Here is an 18,509-nt window from a genome sequence, read left to right as displayed (position 1 = left end):
GTAACCTCCGAGGGGGGACGGGCGGGCCCCCGCCGCATACGATGAGCCGCATGGGTGATGTGCTGGCCGGTTTTCAGACCGTCTGGGAGTTCGACACCGACTCCGTGCTCATCCGCTTCGAACGGGGGATTCGTACGCCGAAGCTGCTTCAGGCGCTCGGCGAGCGTCGCATCCCTTACGAGGCGCTGTCCGCGGTGGAGGTCACTCCCGGCAAACGGGGAACGGTGGTGCTGCGCGCCGTGCCGAGACCCGGCGCCGACCCCTTGATGGACGCCGCCGACGGCCAGCTCAAGGACGGGGGCGACCCGTACCGCCTGGTGCTGCCCGCCGAGCGCGGAACGCTCGCCGAGTACTACGCCGAGGAGATCCGCACCGCCCTCAGCCCCGCGGCCGCCACCCCCGCCGAGTCCTACCTGGTCGCGGCGCCCACGCCGCCGCTGTCGTTCAAGGCGTACGACGGCAAGGCCTCCTTCGACGGCAAGGCCGTCTCGTTCCGCTGGTTTTGGACCGGCGCCTCCTCGGCCAAATGGAAGGCCGGGGACCAGCGCTTCCGCGTCGACGAGCTGTCAGGCGTCGAATGGCGCTCGCCGGAGTCCAAGGGGACCGGCGGCGGTTCCCCCAAGCAAGCGCGCAGCGGCTATCTGCGGCTGCTGGAGCACGGCACGGAGAACGGGCGCCCGGGCGCGGCCGACGGAGGCAGCGGCATAGGCAGGGCGCGTACGGGCGCGGGCTCGGGTGGGGGCGCTGCCGGCTCGGCGGGCGCGGAGAGCGCCGCAGCCGCGGCGCGGCCCGACCAGGACCCCGCCGCGGTCGTCTTCGGCCTGGGCTACGGCCTGGTCCACGAGTCGCTGCCGTTCGCCGCCGCGGTGCTGGAGGCCGTACAGACCGCCGCCCCGGACCCGTCCGCCGGCCGCGCCCGCTCCGCGGCCCGGCCCGGCCGCCGCGACCCCGCCGACATCGCGGACCGCATCCGCCACCTCGGCGAACTGCACACGGCGGGCCTGCTGACGGACGACGAGTTCAGCTCGAAGAAGGCCGAGCTGCTGGCGGAGCTCTAACCGGTACTCCGGTATGACGTGCCGGCGCGCCGTCCCTTCTACGCTGTAGCCGCCATGTCCCAGCCGCCGCCCGCCCAGACGCCGCAAGCCCAGCCGCCGCCCGCCCCAGGGGCGTCCACCACCGTGCCGTCCACCACCGTGCCGTCCGCCGCGCACGAGAGCCTGCTGTCGGTCACCCGGCGGCACACCTCCGTCCTCGCCCGGGCGCTCATGACCCCCTCGTACCCGGCGACCCCGCTGCTCGCGCGGTCGCCCAGGCGCTGGCTGCGGCGGCTGCCGTACGCGGTCGCAGGGCTCCTCGTCATCATCCTGATCCCCGCCACCGCCCAGCTCCTCGCCAACGACTACGGCCTGAACGGCGGCCTGTCCACCGTGTTGGCCGCCGCCCAGGTGGCGCCGCTGCTGCTGGCCGTGACCCGCCCGCTGCCCGCCTGGTGGATCGCCTTCATCGCCGACACCGTCGGCGCGGTGTCGGTGTTGGGCTACTCCGATCTCCCCGAGCGCAGCTGGCCGTGGCAGCCGCCTGGCATCATCGGCTACCTCTTCCTCCTCCTCGCCCTCGCGCTGCGCGAGTCCCGCCACACCCTGGTCGCGGTCTGGCTGGTCACCGGCGGCGTGGGGGTGGTCATGGGGATACCCGGCGCCAGGTACAGCGACGGCACCAACGTGCTGCTGTTCGTGCTCGGCGGTGTGGTGCTGCTGGTCGGCGGCGCGCTGCGGGAGCGCGGGGACGCCCAGCGGCGGCTGGCCGAGCAGGAGACGATCAGCGAGGCGGAACGGGCCCGGCGCACCCTGCTGGAGGAGCGCGCCCGGATCGCGCGTGAGCTGCACGACGTGGTCGCGCACCACATGTCGGTGATCACGGTGCAGGCCGACAGCGCCCCGTACCGGATCGGCGGCCTCCCGCCCGAGGCGGAGCGGGAGTTCGGCACCATCGCGGCCACCGCCCGCGAGTCCCTCGCCGAGATGCGGCGGCTGCTGGGCGTGTTGCGCAGCGAGGACGCGCGCGGGGAGCGCGCGCCGCAGCCCAGCCTGGACCGGGTGCCCCAGCTGGTCGAGGCGACCGTACGGGCCGGGATACCCACCACACTGTCGATCGCGAAGGACGTGGCCGCGCTCGGGACGCTGCCGCAGGCGGTGGACCTGTCGGCGTACCGGATCGTGCAGGAGGCGCTGGCCAATGTGGTGCGGCATGCGCCGGGCGCCCCGACGAACGTGTCGATCCTGGCCTCCGCGGACCGTACGGGACTGACCGTGCTGGTCGTCAACGGCCCGGCGAGCGGCACGCCCGGACCGCCCCTGGAGACCACCGGCACCGGACACGGCCTGATCGGCATGCGTGAACGCGTCCGTCTGGTCGGCGGCACCCTGGACACCGGCCCACTGCCCGACGGCGGCTTCCGGCTCGCGGCCCGGCTCCCACTCGTCGAGGTGGCGGGCCCCGCAGACGACTCGGATGACGGGGACTCAGCGGACTCGGCGGACTCGGAAAGCGCGGCCGGCACGGACAACACGGCAAGCGCGGAAAGGTACCCTCTCGCCCCATGACCATCCGGGTGATCATCGTCGACGACCAGGCCATGGTGCGCGCGGGCTTCGCCGCGCTGCTCTCCGCACAGAGCGACATCGACGTGGTCGGCGAGGCCCCCGACGGGAAGCAGGGGGTCGACGTCAGCCGCGGCACCCACCCGGACGTCGTGCTCATGGACGTCCGGATGCCCGAGATGGACGGCCTGGAGGCGGCGCGGCGAATACTCGACCCGCCGCCCGGCGTCATCCACCGCCCGAAGGTGCTGATGCTCACCACCTTCGACGTCGACGACTACGTGTACGAGGCGCTGCGCGCGGGCGCCAGCGGCTTTCTGCTCAAGGACGCCCCGCCCGCCGATCTGATCTCGGCGGTGCGGATCGTGGCCGCCGGGGAGGCGCTGCTCGCCCCGTCCGTCACCCGCCGCCTCATAGCCGACTTCGCGCGCCAGCGCCCCGCGCCGCGCAAGAACTTCGCGGTCCGGCGCAGCGGGCTCACCCCGCGCGAGACCGAGGTGCTCGAGCTGATCGCCCGTGGGCTGTCCAACCAGGAGATCGCGGAGTCGCTGGTGCTCGCCGAACAGACCGTCAAGACGCACATCGGGCGGGTGCTCGCCAAGCTGGGGCTGCGCGACCGGGCCCAAGCCGTGATCTTCGCCTATGAATCGGGCCTGGTGACACCAGGTCAATAGCCCGGCACCACCCACCCCCTACCCAGGTATGACCCGGGAGTTGGCTCCGAGGTGTGACGCTTCGCCGCCCATCGTCTTCCTACGTTTCCCTCCGCCACTGAACAACGGAGGGGGACGCGACCATGTCGCACACATCGGTCGGCAGGCACCGGGCCCGCAGCCTGATCACCGCCGCGCTCATGGTCACCGTCATGGCGGGCACCGCCGGCTGGGCCGTGGCCCATGAGCAGCAGCCCGTCACCGGCCCGCCGCCCGGTACGGCCGCCTGGCGCGCGGACCACTCCCTGGGCCCCGGCGCCGCGGGCCGGCTGCCCGACCCGGCCACCGCCTCGCCCGCCGGGATCGCGCGGTTCTTCGCCGGGCTCACCGCGGCCCAGCAGCGGACCCTGGCGCTCCGTCACCCGCTGGTCGTCGGCAATCTCGACGGCGCGCCCGTGGCGCTGCGCTACACCGCCAACACCGTCGCGATCAGGGCGGAGCGCGACAAGGAGCGGGCCGCGGATCCCGAGAGCCCCCTCATCGACCGCTACACCAGGCTCCTCGCCCCCGGCCGCCGGATCCTGGCCTTCGATCCGCGTGGCCGGGGCCAGGTGGCCGAGGTGTACGGGGACCTGATGGCCGCTCAGCGCACGGCGGTTCTCGTCCCCGGTTCCGACACCGACCTGGGGAGCTTCGACCGTGCGAAGCATCCGTACGGCTCCGCGGCGGGCATGGCCAGGTCGCTGCGCGCGCAGATGGGCCGGGAGGCGCCCGGGGTCCGTACGGCCGTCGTCGTCTGGGTCGGCTACACCACCCCGCTGGGCCTCGGCCCTGACGCCGCCACCGGCCGCCTCGCCAAGGCGGGCGTGCCCCGCCTCGACCGCTTCCTCGCCGGTCTCGCCGCGACGGCCGGTGAGGCCGCGCAGGCCCCGCCGGCCGTCTTCTGCCACAGTTACGGCTCGGTCGTCTGCGGGCTGACCGCCTCCCGTCTCGACCGCGCCGAGATCTCCGACCTGGTGGTGTTCGGCTCCCCCGGCGTACGGGCAGGCGACGCCGCGGACCTGGGCCCGGCCGCCCGGGTCTGGGCGGCGCGCGACGGCTCCGACTGGGTCCGGCGAGTGACCGGCTTCGACTTCCTGGGCCTGGGCCACGGCCAGGACCCGACCGACCCGTCCTTCGGCGCGCGCGTGGTCTCCAGCGACCGGGCCCACGGCCACACGGGCTACTTCGCCCCCGGCACGGAGTCGCTGCGCAACTTCGCGCGGATCGCCCTCGGCCACTTCGCGGCGGTCCACTGCGCGGAGAGCGCCGACTACGAGCAGGACTGCCGCCACGGCCTGGCGTGAGGGGACTCTCACGCCATACGGCAACGCCGGCCTGGACAGGTCCAGGCCGGCGTTGCCGTATGGCGCCTTGTGTCGTTACGGCTTGTCGAAGGTCCAGACGGCGTGGTCGCCGGGGCCCACGACGAGGGTCGAGTTGCCGATCCGCTCCACGTGCCGGTCGTCCACCGGCGCGTTGAGCGACATCTGGATCTGCTTGAGACCCACCTTGTCGGCCGGAACCACGTCGTACTGGATCGTGGTCAGGCCGTCCTTGACGAGGACACCGCCCGGGACCTTCTTGATGTCCAGCCCGCCGGCCTCGAACAGCGGCAGCTGCGTGTTGAGGTCGCGTTCGGTGACGGCGAAGCGGATACGGGTCAGGTCCCGCATCTGGTGGTCCTTGTAGGTGTCCGGCAGATAGCGCTGACGGCTGGTGTCACCGGGGTAGCTCGCCGGACCGGTCTTGCTGCGCGGGTCGGCGAAGTACTCCTCCCGGTACTCCATCGCCCATGAGCCGAAGGAGTCATAGGGATAGTCGGCGACGGGGAACTGGACGCCGTCGAACCACGGCACCCGGACACCGTCGCCGAAGTCACGCGTCTGGAGGAATTCGTCCAGCTTGTCGAACCCCTGATCCCGCAGCCCCTGGCTCACCTTCGCCAGGTCGCCGTCGTGCTCGGCCGAGTACGCCACCGCGGTGGAGCCGAAGTTGGCGTCCTGGCCGGGCAGGTCGCCGGTCCCGAACAGCTCGATGTAGGTCTGGCTGCCGTAAAGGTAACGGCCGGTCCAGGTGAGATCGCCACCGGTGGTGGTACGGACCTCGAAGTTGGCGAACTCCCGCAGGAAGTCCGAATTCTCCACGGCGTCGGCCGTCTCGCGGTCGACGACGCCGTAGGAATGGTTGTAGTAGAGCACCTGCTCAGCGGCCGACTTCCGACTCTCGGCGGTCCGCGCCGTCTTCGCGCCGGCCTCGACGGTCCCCGTGAAGGCAACACCGGCGACGACAGCGAAGCCGACGGTTGCCCTTAACATCCGACGAATAAACATGGTGGAGATCTTAGTGAAGTGGGTATCGGAAGGGGAAGCGCTATTTGTTATTCCTTGAATGAACCGGCAACAAGACCGGGACTCGGAAGACAAAAAGCACCACCGGGACCAAGTCCACCCTGCAATGCTTTTTCGGCGAGTTCCGGAAATGTATTACTCGCGGCTTTCAGGCCCTCTCCGACACCCGGCGGGCGTCAGCGTAGATATCGATCTTGAAGTCGAGGACGTGCAGGGTGTCCTGTAGTTCGGCGATCCGCTCCCGCACGTTCTGCCGGTGCGCGGTCAGCAGCTCCTCGCGCTCGCGGAAGGTGTGCTCCCCCTCGCGCACCAGCTCGGCGTAGCGGACCATGTCCGCGACCGGCATCCCGGTCAGCCGGAGCTTGCCGACGAGGGAGAGCCAGTCCAGGTCTTTGTTGCTGAAGCGGCGCTGGCCGGTGTGGGTGCGGTCCACGTGCGGCATCAGCCCTATCCGCTCGTACCAGCGCAGGGTGTGCGCCGTCAGCCCGGTGTGGGCGACGACCTCGCTGATCGTGTAGCGGTCCTGTCCGGCGGGCCGGGGGTGGGTGCTCGCCCCCGCGCATGCCTGCACCTTCACCGGTGCGCTCTCCAACACGGTCATGCCGCTTCGCCGCCCTCTCGCAGTCGTTGATCCGTAGAGCCTCACGACGTCCTCAACGCTATTGACTTGGAGTGCACTCCAAGCAAGCGCAGATTTTGACGAATTCTTGTCCGGCATCAGCCCTTGGTTAGGCTCTGATGCCATGGAGAGCCTGCGGATGATCGAGAACTGGCCGGTACCCACGGCGGCCGCCGCCGTCGTGCGCGCGGACGGCACGGTGGCCGGATCATACGGCCCGGCCGACCAAGCCTTCCCCCTCGCCTCGGTCACCAAGCCACTCGCCGCGTACGCCGCGCTGGTCGCCGTCGAGGAGGGCGCGGTGGAGCTGGACGAGCCGGCCGGGCCCGAGGGCTCCACGGTCCGCCATCTGCTGGCCCACGCCTCCGGGCTCACCTTCGACGTGCACTGCGTGGCCGCCCCGCCCGGCACCCGCCGGCTGTACTCCAACGCGGGGTTCGAGGTGCTCGGCGACCACATCGCCAAGGCCACGGACATTCCGTTCGCCGATTATCTGCGCCAGGCGGTGCTGGAGCCGCTGGGCATGGCCTCGACCGACCTGCCCGGCTCCCCCGCCAAGGACGGCGTCTCCACCGCCGCCGACCTGGTCCGTTTCGCGGCCGAGCTACAGGCCCCGCGGCTGCTGGCCGCCGAGACCCTGGCGGAGGCCACCTCCGTCGCCTTCCCCGGCCTGAACGGCGTGCTGCCGGGCTACGGTCACCAGCGGCCCAACGACTGGGGGCTCGGCTTCGAGATACGTGACGGCAAGTCGCCGCACTGGACGGGCGCCACGTCCTCACCCCGCGCCTTCGGGCATTTCGGGCAGTCCGGTACGTTCCTGTGGGTGGACCCGGAGGCGCGGGCGGCCTGCGTGGTCCTGACGGACCGCGCGTTCGGCCCCTGGGCGAGCGAGGTCTGGCCCCCGCTGACCGACGCGGTCCTCGCCGAGCTGCGCGCCTGACACACGCGCGCCTGACACACACCTGACACACCTATGGCGCGCCGCCGCACCACGGCCGACCACACTCAGCCGTACGACGGCTCCGCCCGCATCGCCCACACCAGCAGCTCCGCCTCGCCCAGGGCATGGGCCCGGAGCCCCCGCCCGTCGGTGATCCGCGCCGCGTCCCCCGCCGTCAGGGTCTCGCCCGCGAGATCCAGCTCACCCCGCACCACATGCGCGTACACCCAGGGCGCGGCCGGCAGCTCGGTGCGCTCCCCGGCGGCCGGCCGCCACACACCGAGCAAGGCGTCCGCCCGCTCCAGGGCGTACGGCGCCGCGTCGGCCACGCCGCGCACCACCTCGTACGCGGGCTCGGCACCGGCGCCCGCCGAGCTGAAGCCGGGCGCCGGGGTCAGCCACATCTGGACGAAGGCGAGCGGCTCGCGGCCCTCGTTGCGCTCGCTGTGCCGGACACCGCCGCCCGCGCTGAGCCGCTGCACATCGCCGGGGCGCACCACGGTGCGGCCTCCGGTGGAGTCCTCGTGGGTGAGCTCACCCTCGATCACCCAGGTGACGATCTCCAGGTCGCGGTGCGGATGCTCGGCGAAGCCCGCCCCCGGCGCCAGCCGCTCCTCGTTACAGGCCACGAGTGACCCAAATCGCACATTTTCCGGGTCGTAATACCCAGAAAAGGAAAAGGCGTGGCGCGTCTCGACGCCCGTCCCGTCTCCGCCCCGGTACCGTTCTCCGGCGCGCTGTACCCACATCACCCGGCCCACGGTACCCACACCCCCACCCTCGTCATCCGATAAGGCAGTCTTGTCCTCGTGCCAGAACCAGCCGCGAACAGCCCTCATCCGCACAGCGCCACCCTGCGCCGCCTGGAGAAGTCCTCCGGGAAGCTCGCAGCGAGCGCCATCGCCCGCATGGACGAGCAGCTGCCGTGGTACCGCGCGATGCCACCCGAGAACCGGTCCTGGATCGGGCTCGTCGCCCAGGCGGGCATCGCGGCGTTCACCGAGTGGTTCCGGCACCCGGAGGCCCCGCAGGCCATCAGCACCGATGTCTTCGGCACCGCACCGCGCGAGCTGACCCGGGCGATCACCCTGCGGCAGACCGTCGAGATGGTCCGCACCACGATCGAGGTCATGGAGTCCGCGATCGACGAGGTGGCGGCCCCCGGCGACGAATCGGTGCTGCGCGAGGCGCTGCTGGTGTACGCGCGGGAGATCGCCTTCGCCACCGCACAGGTGTACGCGCAGGCGGCCGAGGCCCGGGGCGCGTGGGACGCCCGGCTGGAGTCGCTGGTGGTCAACGCCGTGCTGTCGGGGGAGGCGGACGAGGGGGCGCTGTCCCGCGCCGCCGCCCTGGGCTGGAACTCCCCGGAGCATGTGTGCGTGGTGCTGGGCACCGCGCCCGACGGGGACAGCGAGCTGACCGTGGAGGCGATCCGGCGCGCCGCCCGCCACGCCAAGCTACAGGTGCTCACCGGTGTTCTCGGCGACCGTCTGGTGGTGGTCGCGGGCGGCTCGGACAATCCGCTTCAGTCGGCGAAAGCGCTGATCGGGCCGTTCGCGGCGGGCCCGGTGGTGGCCGGCCCGGTGGTCTCCGACCTGCTGGCCGCGACCAAGTCCGCGGCGGCGGCCGCGGCCGGGCTGAAGGCGTGCACCGCCTGGCCGGACGCGCCGCGGCCGGTGCTCGCGGACGATCTGCTGCCGGAGCGCGCGATGGCCACGGACCCGGCGGCGCGTGAGCAGTTGGTGGAGGAGATCTACAGACCGCTGGAGGAAGCGGGCTCTGCCCTGCTGGAAACTCTGAGCGTATATCTGGAACAGGCAAGCAGTTTGGAAGGCGCGGCGCGGATGCTCTTCGTTCACCCCAACACCGTGCGCTACCGGCTACGACGTGTGACCGACGTCACCGGATGGTCGCCCTCCGATGTGCGGTCGGCGTTTACTCTGCGCATAGCCCTGATCCTGGGGCGTCTGGCCGACGCGGGCCCCCAGGCCTAGGTCTTTGTCGGAGTCCAACAATTCCCTTAACGGTTCTTCGTCCTTGTCCTCACGGGCGGGCGGGACCAACCACAAGAGAGAGTGTGAGGGTGCTCGTACTCGTCGCTCCCGGCCAGGGCGCCCAGAAGCCCGGCTTCCTGACCCCCTGGCTCGACCTCCCCGGCGTCACCGAACGGTTGACGTGGTGGTCCGCCGTATCCGGACTGGATCTGATCCACTACGGCACCAAGGCCGACGAGGAGGAGATCCGGGACACCGCCGTCGCCCAGCCGCTGCTGGTGGCCGCGGGACTCGCCTCCGCCCACGCCCTGTTCACCGAGGGCGCCGAGGGATTTGCCGAGGGATGCAAGCATTCACTCGGCGCGAGCGCCGGGCACAGCGTCGGCGAGATCACGGCGGCCGCGGTCGCCGGTGTGCTGACCGAGGAGGCCGCCATGGTGCTGGTCCGCCGGCGCGGGCTCGCCATGGCGGAGGCCGCGGCGCAGGCCGAGACCGGCATGGCCGCGGTGCTCGGCGGTGAGCAGGAGGACGTCGTCGCCCATCTGGCCAAGCTCGGGCTGACCCCGGCGAACGTCAACGGCGCCGGCCAGATCGTGGCGGCCGGCACCGCCGAGCAGCTGGCCGCGCTGGCCGAGGACAAGCCGGAAGGGGTGCGCCGCGTCGTCCCGCTGAAGGTGGCGGGCGCGTTCCACACCGACCACATGGCCCCGGCGGTCTCGGCGCTCCAGACCCTGGTCGAGGGCGCCCCCGTCGCCGATCCGCGCCTCCCCTACGTCTCCAACCGGGACGGGCAGGTCGTCACGTCCGGCCCCGAGGTCGCCCAGCGCCTGGTCGCCCAGGTGTCCAACCCGGTCCGCTGGGACCTGTGCATGGAGACCTTCCAGCAGCTGGGTGCCACCGCGATCATCGAGGTGGCACCGGGTGGCACACTCGTCGGCATCGCCAAGCGCGCCCTGCCGGGCGTCAAGACGCTGGCTCTCAAGACTCCCGACGACCTCGAGGCGGCCCGTGCGCTGATCGCCGAGCACGCCGTTCCGGTCGCCGGCACCCCGGCCGAATAGGAGCTCCCAGAGCATGACCGCGAAGATCAAGCCCAGCAAGGGCGCACCGTACGCGCGCATTCTCGGTGTCGGCGGCTACCGTCCGCACCGCGTGGTGCCCAACGAGGAGATCCTCAAGCACATCGACTCCTCCGACGAGTGGATCCGCAGCCGCTCGGGGATCGCCACGCGGCACTGGGCCGGGCCGGACGAGACGGTGGCCACGATGTCCGTCGAGGCGGGCGGAAAGGCCATCGCCGCGGCGGGCCTGACGCCGGAGCAGATCGGCGGCGTGGTCGTCGCGACCGTCTCGCACTTCAAGCAGACCCCCGCGGTGGCGACCGAGATCGCCCATCTGCTCGGCACGGGCAAGCCGGCCGCCTTCGACATCTCGGCGGGCTGCGCGGGCTTCGGCTACGGCCTGACCCTCGCCAAGGGCATGGTCACCGACGGCACCGCGGAGTACGTCCTGGTCGTCGGCGTGGAGCGGCTCTCGGACCTGACCGACCTGGAGGACCGCGCGACGGCCTTCCTGTTCGGCGACGGCGCGGGCGCCGTGGTCGTCGGCCCGTCCACCGAGCCCGCGATCGGCCCGACCGTCTGGGGCTCCGAGGGCGACAAGTCCGAGACGATCACCCAGACGGTGCCGTGGAACGAGTACGGCGTCGGCGACGTCTCCAAGCTCCCGCTCGACAGCGAGGGCAACGTCAAGTTCCCCGCGATCACCCAGGAGGGCCAGGCGGTCTTCCGCTGGGCGGTCTACGAGATGGCCAAGGTCGCCAAGCAGGCCCTCGACGACGCCGGGGTCAGCCCGCAGGACCTCGACGTCTTCATCCCCCACCAGGCCAACATGCGGATCATCGACTCGATGGTCAAAACCCTTGAGCTGCCGGAGCACGTCACGGTTGCCCGCGACGTGGAAACCACCGGCAACACCTCGGCCGCCTCCATCCCGCTCGCAATGGAGCGGCTGTTGGCGACCGGGCAGGCGAAGAGCGGCGACACCGCGCTCGTCATCGGCTTCGGGGCGGGTCTCGTGTACGCAGCGACGATCGTTACCCTCCCTTAGTCAAGATCCCCACGCAGCCCCGAACAGGTCGGACGCTGCGCACTCACCGCAATCACCCGAAGAAGGAGCGCCGCAATGGCCGCCACTCAGGAAGAGATCGTCGAGGGTCTCGCCGAGATCGTCAACGAGATCGCCGGTATCCCGACCGAGGACGTCCTGCTGGACAAGTCCTTCACGGACGACCTGGACGTCGACTCGCTGTCCATGGTCGAGGTCGTCGTCGCCGCCGAAGAGCGCTTCGACGTCAAGATCCCGGACGACGACGTCAAGAACCTCAAGACGGTCGGCGACGCCGCCGACTACATCCTCAAGCACCAGGGCTGAGTCCGAGCGCTTGTCGCCACCCGAGCGGTGGCAGGTCCAGCACCCTCTACACGTGGAGTAAGAATTCCTGTGAACTCGACCAATCGCACCGTGGTCGTCACCGGTGTTGGTGCCACGACGCCGCTGGGTGGCGACGCCCCTTCCACCTGGGAGGCACTGCTCGCCGGACGTTCCGGCGTCAGCCTCCTCGAGGAGGACTGGGCGGTCGATCTGCCCGTCCGCATCGCCGCGCGGATCGCGGTGGAGCCGGGCACCGTCATCCCGCGCCCGCAGGCCCGCAGGCTGGACCGCTCGGCGCAGTTCGCGCTGATCGCGGCCCGTGAGGCGTGGGCGGACGCCGGCTTCACCGCCAAGGCGGGCGAGGACCCGACGGTCGACCCCGACCGGCTCGGCGCGGTCGTGGCCTCCGGCATCGGCGGCGTGACCACCCTCCTCGAGCAGCACGACGTGCTGCGCGAGAAGGGCGTCCGCAAGGTGTCCCCGCACACCGTGCCGATGCTGATGCCCAACGGCCCGGCGGCCAACGTCGGCCTGGAGGTCGGCGCCCGCGCCGGTGTGCACACCCCGGTCAGCGCGTGTGCGTCGGGCGCGGAGGCCATCGGCTACGCCATCGAGATGATCCGCACCGGCCGCGCCGATGTGGTCGTCGCGGGCGGCACCGAGGCGGCCATCCACCCGCTGCCCATCGTGGCCTTCGGCAACATGATGGCGATGTCGAAGAACAACGAGGACCCGCAGGGCGCCTCGCGCCCGTACGACGCCGGCCGCAACGGCTTTGTGATGGGTGAGGGCTCGGGCGTCGTCGTCCTGGAGTCGGCCGAGCACGCCGCCCGGCGCGGCGCGCGGGTCTACGCCGAGGCCGTCGGCCAGGGCATCTCCGCCGACGCGCACCACATCACCCAGCCGGAGCCGTCCGGCAACGGCATCGCACACGCGCTGCAGAACCTGGTCGACTCCGCCGAGCTCAAGCCGGCCGAGATCGTGCACGTCAACGCGCACGCGACCTCGACCCCGCAGGGCGATGTGGCGGAGATCAAGGCGCTGCGCAAGGTCTTCGGCCACGACGTCGACCACATGGCGATCTCCGCCACCAAGTCGATGACCGGCCATCTGCTCGGCGGCGCGGGCGGCGTGGAGACGGTCGCCACGGTGCTGGCCCTGTACCACCGGCTGGCCCCGCCGACCATCAACCTCGACAGCCTCGACCCGGAGGCGGACGCGGACGTCGTGCGCGGCGAGCCACGGCCCCTCCCGGCGGGCACCATCGCGGCGCTCAACGACTCGTTCGGCTTCGGCGGCCACAACGTGGTGCTTGCTTTCCGCACGGTGTGAGCTCACGAAGGCCCGTACGGTCACTCGCAGGTGAGTGACCGTACGGGCCTTACGCATGCGGCGTCACGTATACGGCCTTACGCATACGGCCTTACGTACACAGCCTTACGTATGCGGCCTTAGGCATACGGCCTCGCCTTGCCCGGACGCGGGCGCCCGGTCCGGCTCAGGTCTCGTCGAAGCTCGCGAAGTACGAGGCCACCATGTCCGCGTCGCCGAACCCCCGCTCGGTGGCCCGCCGGAACCGCTCCGCACCCGCGGCCGCCACATCCAGCCGCACCCCCGCGCGCTCGCCCGCCTCGACGATCAGCCGGGCGTCCTTCTCGGCGGTCCTGGTCGCGAAGCTGGCCTCCAGACGGCCGCTGAGCAGCAGCTCCGCCTTGGCCCGCAGATAGCCCATGTCCAGCGGCCCGCCCGCGACGGTGTCCAGGAAGGCACGCGGGTCCACGCCGAGCCCCTTGGCCAGCGCGAGGGCCTCGGCGGCGCCGTTGGTGACGGCGAGCACCCAGCTGTTGGCCACCAGCTTGAGCCGAGTGGCCGCGCCCTCCTCGCCGCTGTCACCCACCCACAGGGTCCGGCTGCCGACCCCGGCGAAGACCGGGGCCAGGACGGTACGGGCCGGCTCCGGGCCCGCGGCGAGCACCAGCAGCTGTCCGCTCTCGGCGGGCTGCTTGGTGCCCAGGACGGGGGCGTCGACGAAGACCAGGCCGCTCTCCCGGGCGAACGCGGCGAGGGCGTCCAGGCCATCGAGACCGGCGGTGGTGGACTGGGCCCACACCGTGCCGGGGCGCAGCGCCGGGGCGGCCTGCCGCATCACGTCGAGGGCGGTCGGGCCGTCGTACAGCATCGTCAGGACGGCGTCGGCGCCGTCCACGGCCTCGGCGGGGGTGTCGGTGACGCGCACACCGTGGGCGGCCAGCGCCTCGGCCTTGGTCCGGGTGCGGTTCCACGCGCGGACCTCGAGCCCGGCGCCGGCGAGGTTGCGGGCCATCGGGAAGCCCATGATGCCGGCGCCGAGGACCGCGACGGATTGTGCGGGACGGGGTGTGGGGAGGTTCTCGGTCATGTCTGAACGCTAGGTCCTGGAGCGGTCTCCAGGTCAAACGCACACCAACTGGCTCACACCACCCGACTCAGACCGCCCGGCTCAGACCACCTGGTGGAGCCAGCGGACGGGGGCGCCCTCCCCCGCGTAGCGGAAGGGCTCCAACTCGTCGTCCCAGGGCTTGCCGAGCAGCTTGGCGACCTCGGCCTGTAGATCGCTCTCCCCGCGCGCCGAGCGCGCGAGCGCGGCGCGCAGCCGGTCCTCGGGGATCAGGATGTCGCCGTGCATGCCGGTGACGGCGTGGAAGATGCCGAGATCGGGGGTGGAGCTGTAGCGCTCGCCCTCGGCCGTGGCGCACGGTTCCGCGGTCACCTCGAAGCGCAGCAGCTGCCAGCCGCGGAGCGCGGAGGCCAGTTTGGAGGCGGTGCCGACCTCACCCTGCCAGGAGAACTCGGCGCGCCAAGTGCCGGACGCGGCGGGCTGTTTGATCCAGTCGAGGGTGACGCGCACGCCGAGTACGCCCGCGATGGCCCATTCGACGTGCGGGCACAGCGCGCGCGGAGCGGAGTGCATGTACAGAACTCCACGTGTCGTCACCTGGGCCTCCTGTGCGGTTTCGAGGTACGCCTTCCCCAGCGGCCTCGTGTCCGTACCGGTGACGCCTGGGACACCACTAGACATTCTGCCCTAATGATCACCCTCGCACCAGCCCCAAGGTTACCTTCAGTGAAATTTTTCGGGCAGAATTCTTCTGAAAACGGACATGATGTGACGCCAGGTAATTTGCCCGTACCGGAACGCTCCCGCTCCCGCCAGGGGCGGAGCTCAACTGGCACGGGAAAAAGCTACCGCGCGGTGCGGCCGGACGAGTGACGTACCGTCGGTCCTGGACAGAATCACCCAAGAGTCGGAGGGGGAACAGCCATGCGGGGCAACGCAGCACGCCGGCACCGGACATTTCTGGGGGCACGGTTCACGTCCACGACTCCTCGTACCGCCGCCGCGCGCACCGCCGTCGCACTGCTCACGACGGGCGCCGTGCTGGCGTCGGGAGGCTGCCTCGGCGGCTCCGACGACGCCTCCCACCCGGGCGGCTCCGGGAGCAGCAAGCGCCCCGCCGCCAAGCCCAGCATCCTGTGGAACACCAGGCCCGACTCCATCGCCTCCCTCGGCGACTCCATCACCCGCGGCTTCGACGCCTGCTCGGTGCTGTCCGACTGCCCCGAGGTGTCCTGGTCCACCGGGACGGAGGTGAACAGCCTCGCCCGCCGGCTGCTGCCCGCCGCTTCCCGCTCCTCCACGCGCAGCTGGAACTACGCCAAGACGGGGGCGGTGGTGGCCGACCTGTCCGGCCAGGTCCAGTCGGCGGTCACCCGGAAGCCGCAGCTGGTGACCATCCTGATCGGCGCCAATGACGCCTGCCGGACCTCGGTCGACGACATGACCTCGACGGCCGACTTCCGGACCGACTTCAGCGCCGCGTTCAAGACGCTGCGCGACGACCTGCCCAAGACGCAGGTGTACGTGGCCAGCGTGCCGGACCTGAAGCGGCTGTGGTCCGAGGGGCGCAAGAACGTGCTGGGCCGGCAGATCTGGAAGCTGGGGATCTGCCCGTCGATGCTCAAGGACTCCGACGCCACCGACCCGGCGGCGGAGGATCGGCGCCGCCGGGTGGAGGACCGGGTGGACGAGTACAACGCGGCGCTGAAGTCCGTCTGCGCCCAGGACACGCTGTGCCGGTACGACGACGCGGTGCACAACTACCAGTTCTCCACGGACGAGTTGAGCAAGTGGGACTGGTTCCACCCGAGCAAGGAGGGCCAGCAGCAACTCGCCGAGATGGCCTACCGTCGCATCACCGCGCCATAAACCGGCCACACTCCGCTGATCAGAGGTCAGGCCACCGGCACCGGCACCGGCACGGACAGCTGGCGGTCGGCGATGCTGCGGCCCACCCGCGCGGCGTACCCGCCGGGGACCAGCCGCCAGGCGTGCGCGGCCTCGTCCCAGACCTCCGCGGCCCGGCGCGGCAGCGTGATGGCCGCCCGCGCCTTCCCGCCCGGCCCGGCGGCCACGGAGGCGAACCCCGCGAGGCGGCGCACCGGCCGCTCCTCGCCGTCGCCCTCGGGCACCTCGAGATAGACCTGGACCACCTCCCGGCCCGCCCGCGCCCCGGTGTTGCGGACCCATACGGTGAGCGTGCCCAGGTCGTCGCCGCCCGGCTCAGCCGCGGTGAACTCCGCCGACTCGTAGGCCCATTCGGTGTACCCGAGGCCGTGGCCGAAGCAGTACGCGGGCGCCGGGGCCGCCTCCGGCCGCTGCGCCGCGCGCCGCTCCCAGGCGCGGTAGCCGATGAACACGCCCTCGTCGTAGCTCAGCCGGCCCTCCGTCGGCCGGACCTCGCTGACCGGGGCGTCCTCGAGCCGGGCCGGCCAGGTGGTGGGCAGCCGCCCGCCGGGCTCCCCCGCGCCGAGCAGGACGTCCGCGAGCGCGAGGCCCGCGTCCTGCCCCGGGAACCAGCTCAGCAGCACCGCGGCGACGTCCTCGCGCCACGGCATCTCCACCGGCGAGCCGGAGTTGACGACCACCACGGTGCGGGTGCCGGTCGCGGCCACGCGCCGCACCAGCTCGTCCTGACGGCCCGGCAGCCGCAGGTCGGAGCGGTCGAAGCCCTCGCTCTCGACGCGCTCGGTGGTGGCGACGACCACCACGGCGACCTCGGCGGCCGCGGCGGCCGCCACGGCCTCCTCGATCAGCTCGTCGGCGTCGCGCTCGGGGGCGCGGTGCATGAGGCTCATGCACACGGCCTCCAGCGGGGCCTCCTCAACCTTGACGGCCGTACAGGTGAGGCTGACCCGTACGGGCTTGTCCGCCGTCAGCTCGGCGGTCGCCCGCGGCTGGGGCTCGCCGAAGAACGCCTCGAAGGGGTCGCGCGCGTCCTCCATGTCCTGCACCCCGTCGTAGAGCACCTCGTCGTCGACGGCCAGCCGGAACCCGCCGAGGCCCCGGGTGCCGAAGGTGTGGCGGCCGGACTCGCGCGGGGTGAGGGTGCCGGTGATCTCGACGGTGTGCAGTTCCTCGTACGTCACCCCGTCCGGGAGGTCGCCGAGCCACCGCACCTCTCCGTTCGGCAGCGTCGACTCCCCCAGCGTCCGCCCGTCCTCGGCGCGCACGACGGCGCGCAGCTCGAACCCCTGGGCGGCCGGGGCGAGTTCATCGGTGGGGTCGGCGCCGACGGCGTAGGTCAGGACGCCCGGGGGCAGGGCCGCGCGCAGCCCCTCCAGCGGGGAGATGACGCTCTCGGGGAAGACCTGGGCGGAGCCGCCGCCGAGCACCCGGGCGTCCCGGGCAGCCGCGCCGAGCAGCGCGACGCTCGTCACCTGGGCGGGGTCGAGCGGCAGGGCGGGGCGGCCGTCGGGCGCGGGGGCGTTGCGCAGCAGGACGAAGGAGCGCCGGGCGATCTCGCGGGCCAGCGCCTCACCGTCGATGGGGCCCGGCCGGTCGGCGACGGCCACCGCCGGGGCCACCCCGTCCAGGGCCCCGACCCGGGCGGCGAGGGTCAGCACGCGGCGCACCGCCTCGTCCACGTCGGCCTCGGGGACCTCCCCGGCCCGTACGGCGGCGGCCAGCGCCTCGCCGTAGACGGTGCGCGGGCCGGGCATGGCGACGTCGAGCCCGCCGAGCAGGTCCCGTACGGTGTCGCGGGCGGCCAGCCAGTCGGAGACGATGAAGCCGTCGAACCCCCACTCGCCGCGCAGCACCCCCTGCTGCAGCTCGCGGTGCTCGGTCATCGTCGAGCCGTTGACGCCGTTGTAGGCGGCCATGACGCCCCAGGGGCGGGCGTTCTTGACGATGGCTTCGAAGGGGGCGAGGTACAGCTCGCGCAGCGCCCGCGCGCCGACCCTGTTGTCGACGGTGAAGCGCTCGGTCTCGGCGTCGTTGGCGACGAAGTGCTTGACGGTCGTGCCCACCCCGCCCTCCTGGACGCCGGTCACGTAGCCGGTGCCGATCTCGCCGGTGAGGTACGGGTCCTCGCTGTACGCCTCGAAGTGGCGGCCGCCCAGCGGTGAGCGGTGCAGGTTGACGGTCGGCGCCAGCAGCACATGCACGCCCTTGCGGCGCGCCTCCTGGGCGAGCAGGTGACCCGCGCGGCGGGCGAGGCCCGGGTCCCAGGTCGCGGCCAGGGCGGTGGGGCTGGGCAGGGCGATCGACGGGTCGTCGGCGCTCCAGCGCACCCCGCGCACGCCGATCGGGCCGTCCGACATCACCAGCGACCGCAGCCCGATCTCCGGGACGGCGGGCAGCGACCACATGTCCTGGCCGGAGAGCAGCCGCGCCTTGGTGTCCAGGTCGAGCTTGCCCAGCGCGTTCTCCACGGCCTTCACGGCGCCTCCTGCTGATCGCTGCGGTCGATTGAGGCCATGGTGGACCGGACCGCCCGCGATGACCTGTAGCCAGGTAGGTATAGTTACCATTTCGTTATTCAGTTCGATATCCGAG

General features: G+C 72.0%; 17 protein-coding genes. 11 read left to right on the top strand and 6 right to left on the bottom strand.

Annotated elements, in window-relative coordinates:
• Positions 1 to 50: 50 nt before the first annotated feature.
• The 4 genes from ACWY4P_RS37400 (at position 51) to ACWY4P_RS37385 (ending at position 4,602) form a co-directional block, all read left to right on the top strand.
• Complete coding sequence (locus ACWY4P_RS37400) at positions 51 to 1,058, top strand: DUF4429 domain-containing protein (protein ID WP_456204985.1); 1,008 nt, start codon at positions 51 to 53, stop codon at positions 1,056 to 1,058.
• Positions 1,059 to 1,112: 54 nt separating this feature from the next.
• Positions 1,113 to 2,606 carry a sensor histidine kinase gene (locus tag ACWY4P_RS37395; RefSeq protein ID WP_456204984.1) on the top strand — a complete coding sequence of 498 codons (1,494 nt, stop codon included), beginning with the start codon at positions 1,113 to 1,115 and terminating at the stop codon, positions 2,604 to 2,606.
• Complete coding sequence (locus tag ACWY4P_RS37390; protein ID WP_456204983.1) at positions 2,603 to 3,277, top strand: response regulator; 675 nt, start codon at positions 2,603 to 2,605, stop codon at positions 3,275 to 3,277. Before ACWY4P_RS37395 ends, ACWY4P_RS37390 begins: the two co-directional genes overlap by 4 nt.
• Before the next feature lie 122 nt (positions 3,278 to 3,399).
• Positions 3,400 to 4,602 carry an alpha/beta hydrolase gene (locus ACWY4P_RS37385; RefSeq protein ID WP_456204982.1) on the top strand — a complete coding sequence of 401 codons (1,203 nt, stop codon included), beginning with the start codon at positions 3,400 to 3,402 and terminating at the stop codon, positions 4,600 to 4,602.
• A 75-nt stretch (positions 4,603 to 4,677) separates the two neighbouring features.
• Here the strand turns inward: ACWY4P_RS37385 and ACWY4P_RS37380 are convergent, their stop codons facing one another.
• Both ACWY4P_RS37380 and ACWY4P_RS37375 read right to left on the bottom strand, forming a co-directional pair.
• Positions 4,678 to 5,613 carry a DUF5829 family protein gene (locus ACWY4P_RS37380; protein WP_456204981.1) on the bottom strand — a complete coding sequence of 312 codons (936 nt, stop codon included), beginning with the start codon at positions 5,611 to 5,613 and terminating at the stop codon, positions 4,678 to 4,680.
• A gap of 181 nt (positions 5,614 to 5,794) precedes the next feature.
• Positions 5,795 to 6,247: a MerR family transcriptional regulator gene (locus ACWY4P_RS37375; RefSeq protein ID WP_456204980.1), complete on the bottom strand. Its 453-nt coding sequence runs from the start codon at positions 6,245 to 6,247 to the stop codon at positions 5,795 to 5,797.
• 142 nt (positions 6,248 to 6,389) lie between these two features.
• Between ACWY4P_RS37375 and ACWY4P_RS37370 the strand changes: the two genes are divergently transcribed.
• Positions 6,390 to 7,205 (top strand): serine hydrolase domain-containing protein, encoded by an 816-nt coding sequence (locus ACWY4P_RS37370; protein WP_456204979.1) that lies wholly within the window; start codon positions 6,390 to 6,392, stop codon positions 7,203 to 7,205.
• A gap of 65 nt (positions 7,206 to 7,270) precedes the next feature.
• Here ACWY4P_RS37370 and ACWY4P_RS37365 read toward each other — a convergent pair whose 3' ends face one another.
• Entirely contained in the window at positions 7,271 to 7,954 is a 684-nt protein-coding gene (locus tag ACWY4P_RS37365; RefSeq protein ID WP_456213188.1) for a pirin family protein, read from the bottom strand.
• A gap of 60 nt (positions 7,955 to 8,014) precedes the next feature.
• On the opposite strand from ACWY4P_RS37365, the gene ACWY4P_RS37360 reads away from it, so the two are divergent.
• The 5 genes from ACWY4P_RS37360 to fabF all read left to right on the top strand — a co-directional run bounded on the left by ACWY4P_RS37360 (position 8,015) and on the right by fabF (position 12,964).
• On the top strand, positions 8,015 to 9,199 hold the full coding sequence (locus ACWY4P_RS37360; protein ID WP_456204978.1) for a PucR family transcriptional regulator: 1,185 nt from the start codon (positions 8,015 to 8,017) through the stop codon (positions 9,197 to 9,199).
• A gap of 89 nt (positions 9,200 to 9,288) precedes the next feature.
• The gene (locus tag ACWY4P_RS37355; protein WP_456204977.1) at positions 9,289 to 10,260 is read left to right on the top strand and encodes an ACP S-malonyltransferase; all 972 of its coding nucleotides are present in this window, start codon (positions 9,289 to 9,291) and stop codon (positions 10,258 to 10,260) included.
• Between the two features lie 13 nt (positions 10,261 to 10,273).
• Entirely contained in the window at positions 10,274 to 11,308 is a 1,035-nt protein-coding gene (locus ACWY4P_RS37350) for a beta-ketoacyl-ACP synthase 3 (protein WP_456204976.1), read from the top strand.
• A gap of 75 nt (positions 11,309 to 11,383) precedes the next feature.
• Positions 11,384 to 11,632 carry an acyl carrier protein gene (locus ACWY4P_RS37345; RefSeq protein WP_319686044.1) on the top strand — a complete coding sequence of 83 codons (249 nt, stop codon included), beginning with the start codon at positions 11,384 to 11,386 and terminating at the stop codon, positions 11,630 to 11,632.
• A 69-nt stretch (positions 11,633 to 11,701) separates the two neighbouring features.
• A complete protein-coding gene (gene fabF / locus ACWY4P_RS37340; RefSeq protein WP_456204975.1) occupies positions 11,702 to 12,964 on the top strand; it encodes a beta-ketoacyl-ACP synthase II in 1,263 nt (420 codons plus the stop codon).
• A 166-nt stretch (positions 12,965 to 13,130) separates the two neighbouring features.
• Here the strand turns inward: fabF and ACWY4P_RS37335 are convergent, their stop codons facing one another.
• The gene (locus tag ACWY4P_RS37335) at positions 13,131 to 14,030 is read right to left on the bottom strand and encodes an NAD(P)-dependent oxidoreductase (RefSeq protein ID WP_456204974.1); all 900 of its coding nucleotides are present in this window, start codon (positions 14,028 to 14,030) and stop codon (positions 13,131 to 13,133) included.
• A gap of 81 nt (positions 14,031 to 14,111) precedes the next feature.
• Positions 14,112 to 14,606: a DUF3145 domain-containing protein gene (locus tag ACWY4P_RS37330; protein ID WP_456204973.1), complete on the bottom strand. Its 495-nt coding sequence runs from the start codon at positions 14,604 to 14,606 to the stop codon at positions 14,112 to 14,114.
• A gap of 327 nt (positions 14,607 to 14,933) precedes the next feature.
• Here ACWY4P_RS37330 and ACWY4P_RS37325 point away from each other — a divergent pair, with 327 nt between their 5' ends.
• Positions 14,934 to 15,878 carry an SGNH/GDSL hydrolase family protein gene (locus ACWY4P_RS37325; protein ID WP_456204972.1) on the top strand — a complete coding sequence of 315 codons (945 nt, stop codon included), beginning with the start codon at positions 14,934 to 14,936 and terminating at the stop codon, positions 15,876 to 15,878.
• A 26-nt stretch (positions 15,879 to 15,904) separates the two neighbouring features.
• On the opposite strand, the gene ACWY4P_RS37320 is transcribed toward ACWY4P_RS37325, so the two are convergent.
• Entirely contained in the window at positions 15,905 to 18,385 is a 2,481-nt protein-coding gene (locus tag ACWY4P_RS37320; protein WP_456213187.1) for a glycoside hydrolase family 3 protein, read from the bottom strand.
• Positions 18,386 to 18,509 lie beyond the last annotated feature (124 nt).

The organism is Streptomyces sp. LZ34 (assembly GCF_053890475.1).
Note: the sequence above shows the minus strand (reverse complement) of the source record. Positions and strands in the feature narration are given on the sequence as shown.

What these genes read in the sequence shown, in the direction of transcription:
- ACWY4P_RS37385 (WP_456204982.1), top strand. Translation starts at nt 3,400, where the DNA reads ATGTCGCACACATCGGTCGGCAGGCACCGGGCCCGCAGCCTGATCACC.
- ACWY4P_RS37390 (WP_456204983.1), top strand. Translation starts at nt 2,603, where the DNA reads ATGACCATCCGGGTGATCATCGTCGACGACCAGGCCATGGTGCGCGCG.
- ACWY4P_RS37400 (WP_456204985.1), top strand. Translation starts at nt 51, where the DNA reads ATGGGTGATGTGCTGGCCGGTTTTCAGACCGTCTGGGAGTTCGACACC.
- ACWY4P_RS37370 (WP_456204979.1), top strand. Translation starts at nt 6,390, where the DNA reads ATGGAGAGCCTGCGGATGATCGAGAACTGGCCGGTACCCACGGCGGCC.
- ACWY4P_RS37365 (WP_456213188.1), bottom strand. Translation starts at nt 7,954, where the DNA reads ATGTGGGTACAGCGCGCCGGAGAACGGTACCGGGGCGGAGACGGGACG.
- ACWY4P_RS37375 (WP_456204980.1), bottom strand. Translation starts at nt 6,247, where the DNA reads ATGACCGTGTTGGAGAGCGCACCGGTGAAGGTGCAGGCATGCGCGGGG.
- ACWY4P_RS37345 (WP_319686044.1), top strand. Translation starts at nt 11,384, where the DNA reads ATGGCCGCCACTCAGGAAGAGATCGTCGAGGGTCTCGCCGAGATCGTC.
- ACWY4P_RS37350 (WP_456204976.1), top strand. Translation starts at nt 10,274, where the DNA reads ATGACCGCGAAGATCAAGCCCAGCAAGGGCGCACCGTACGCGCGCATT.
- ACWY4P_RS37395 (WP_456204984.1), top strand. Translation starts at nt 1,113, where the DNA reads ATGTCCCAGCCGCCGCCCGCCCAGACGCCGCAAGCCCAGCCGCCGCCC.
- ACWY4P_RS37325 (WP_456204972.1), top strand. Translation starts at nt 14,934, where the DNA reads ATGCGGGGCAACGCAGCACGCCGGCACCGGACATTTCTGGGGGCACGG.
- ACWY4P_RS37335 (WP_456204974.1), bottom strand. Translation starts at nt 14,030, where the DNA reads ATGACCGAGAACCTCCCCACACCCCGTCCCGCACAATCCGTCGCGGTC.
- ACWY4P_RS37380 (WP_456204981.1), bottom strand. Translation starts at nt 5,613, where the DNA reads ATGTTAAGGGCAACCGTCGGCTTCGCTGTCGTCGCCGGTGTTGCCTTC.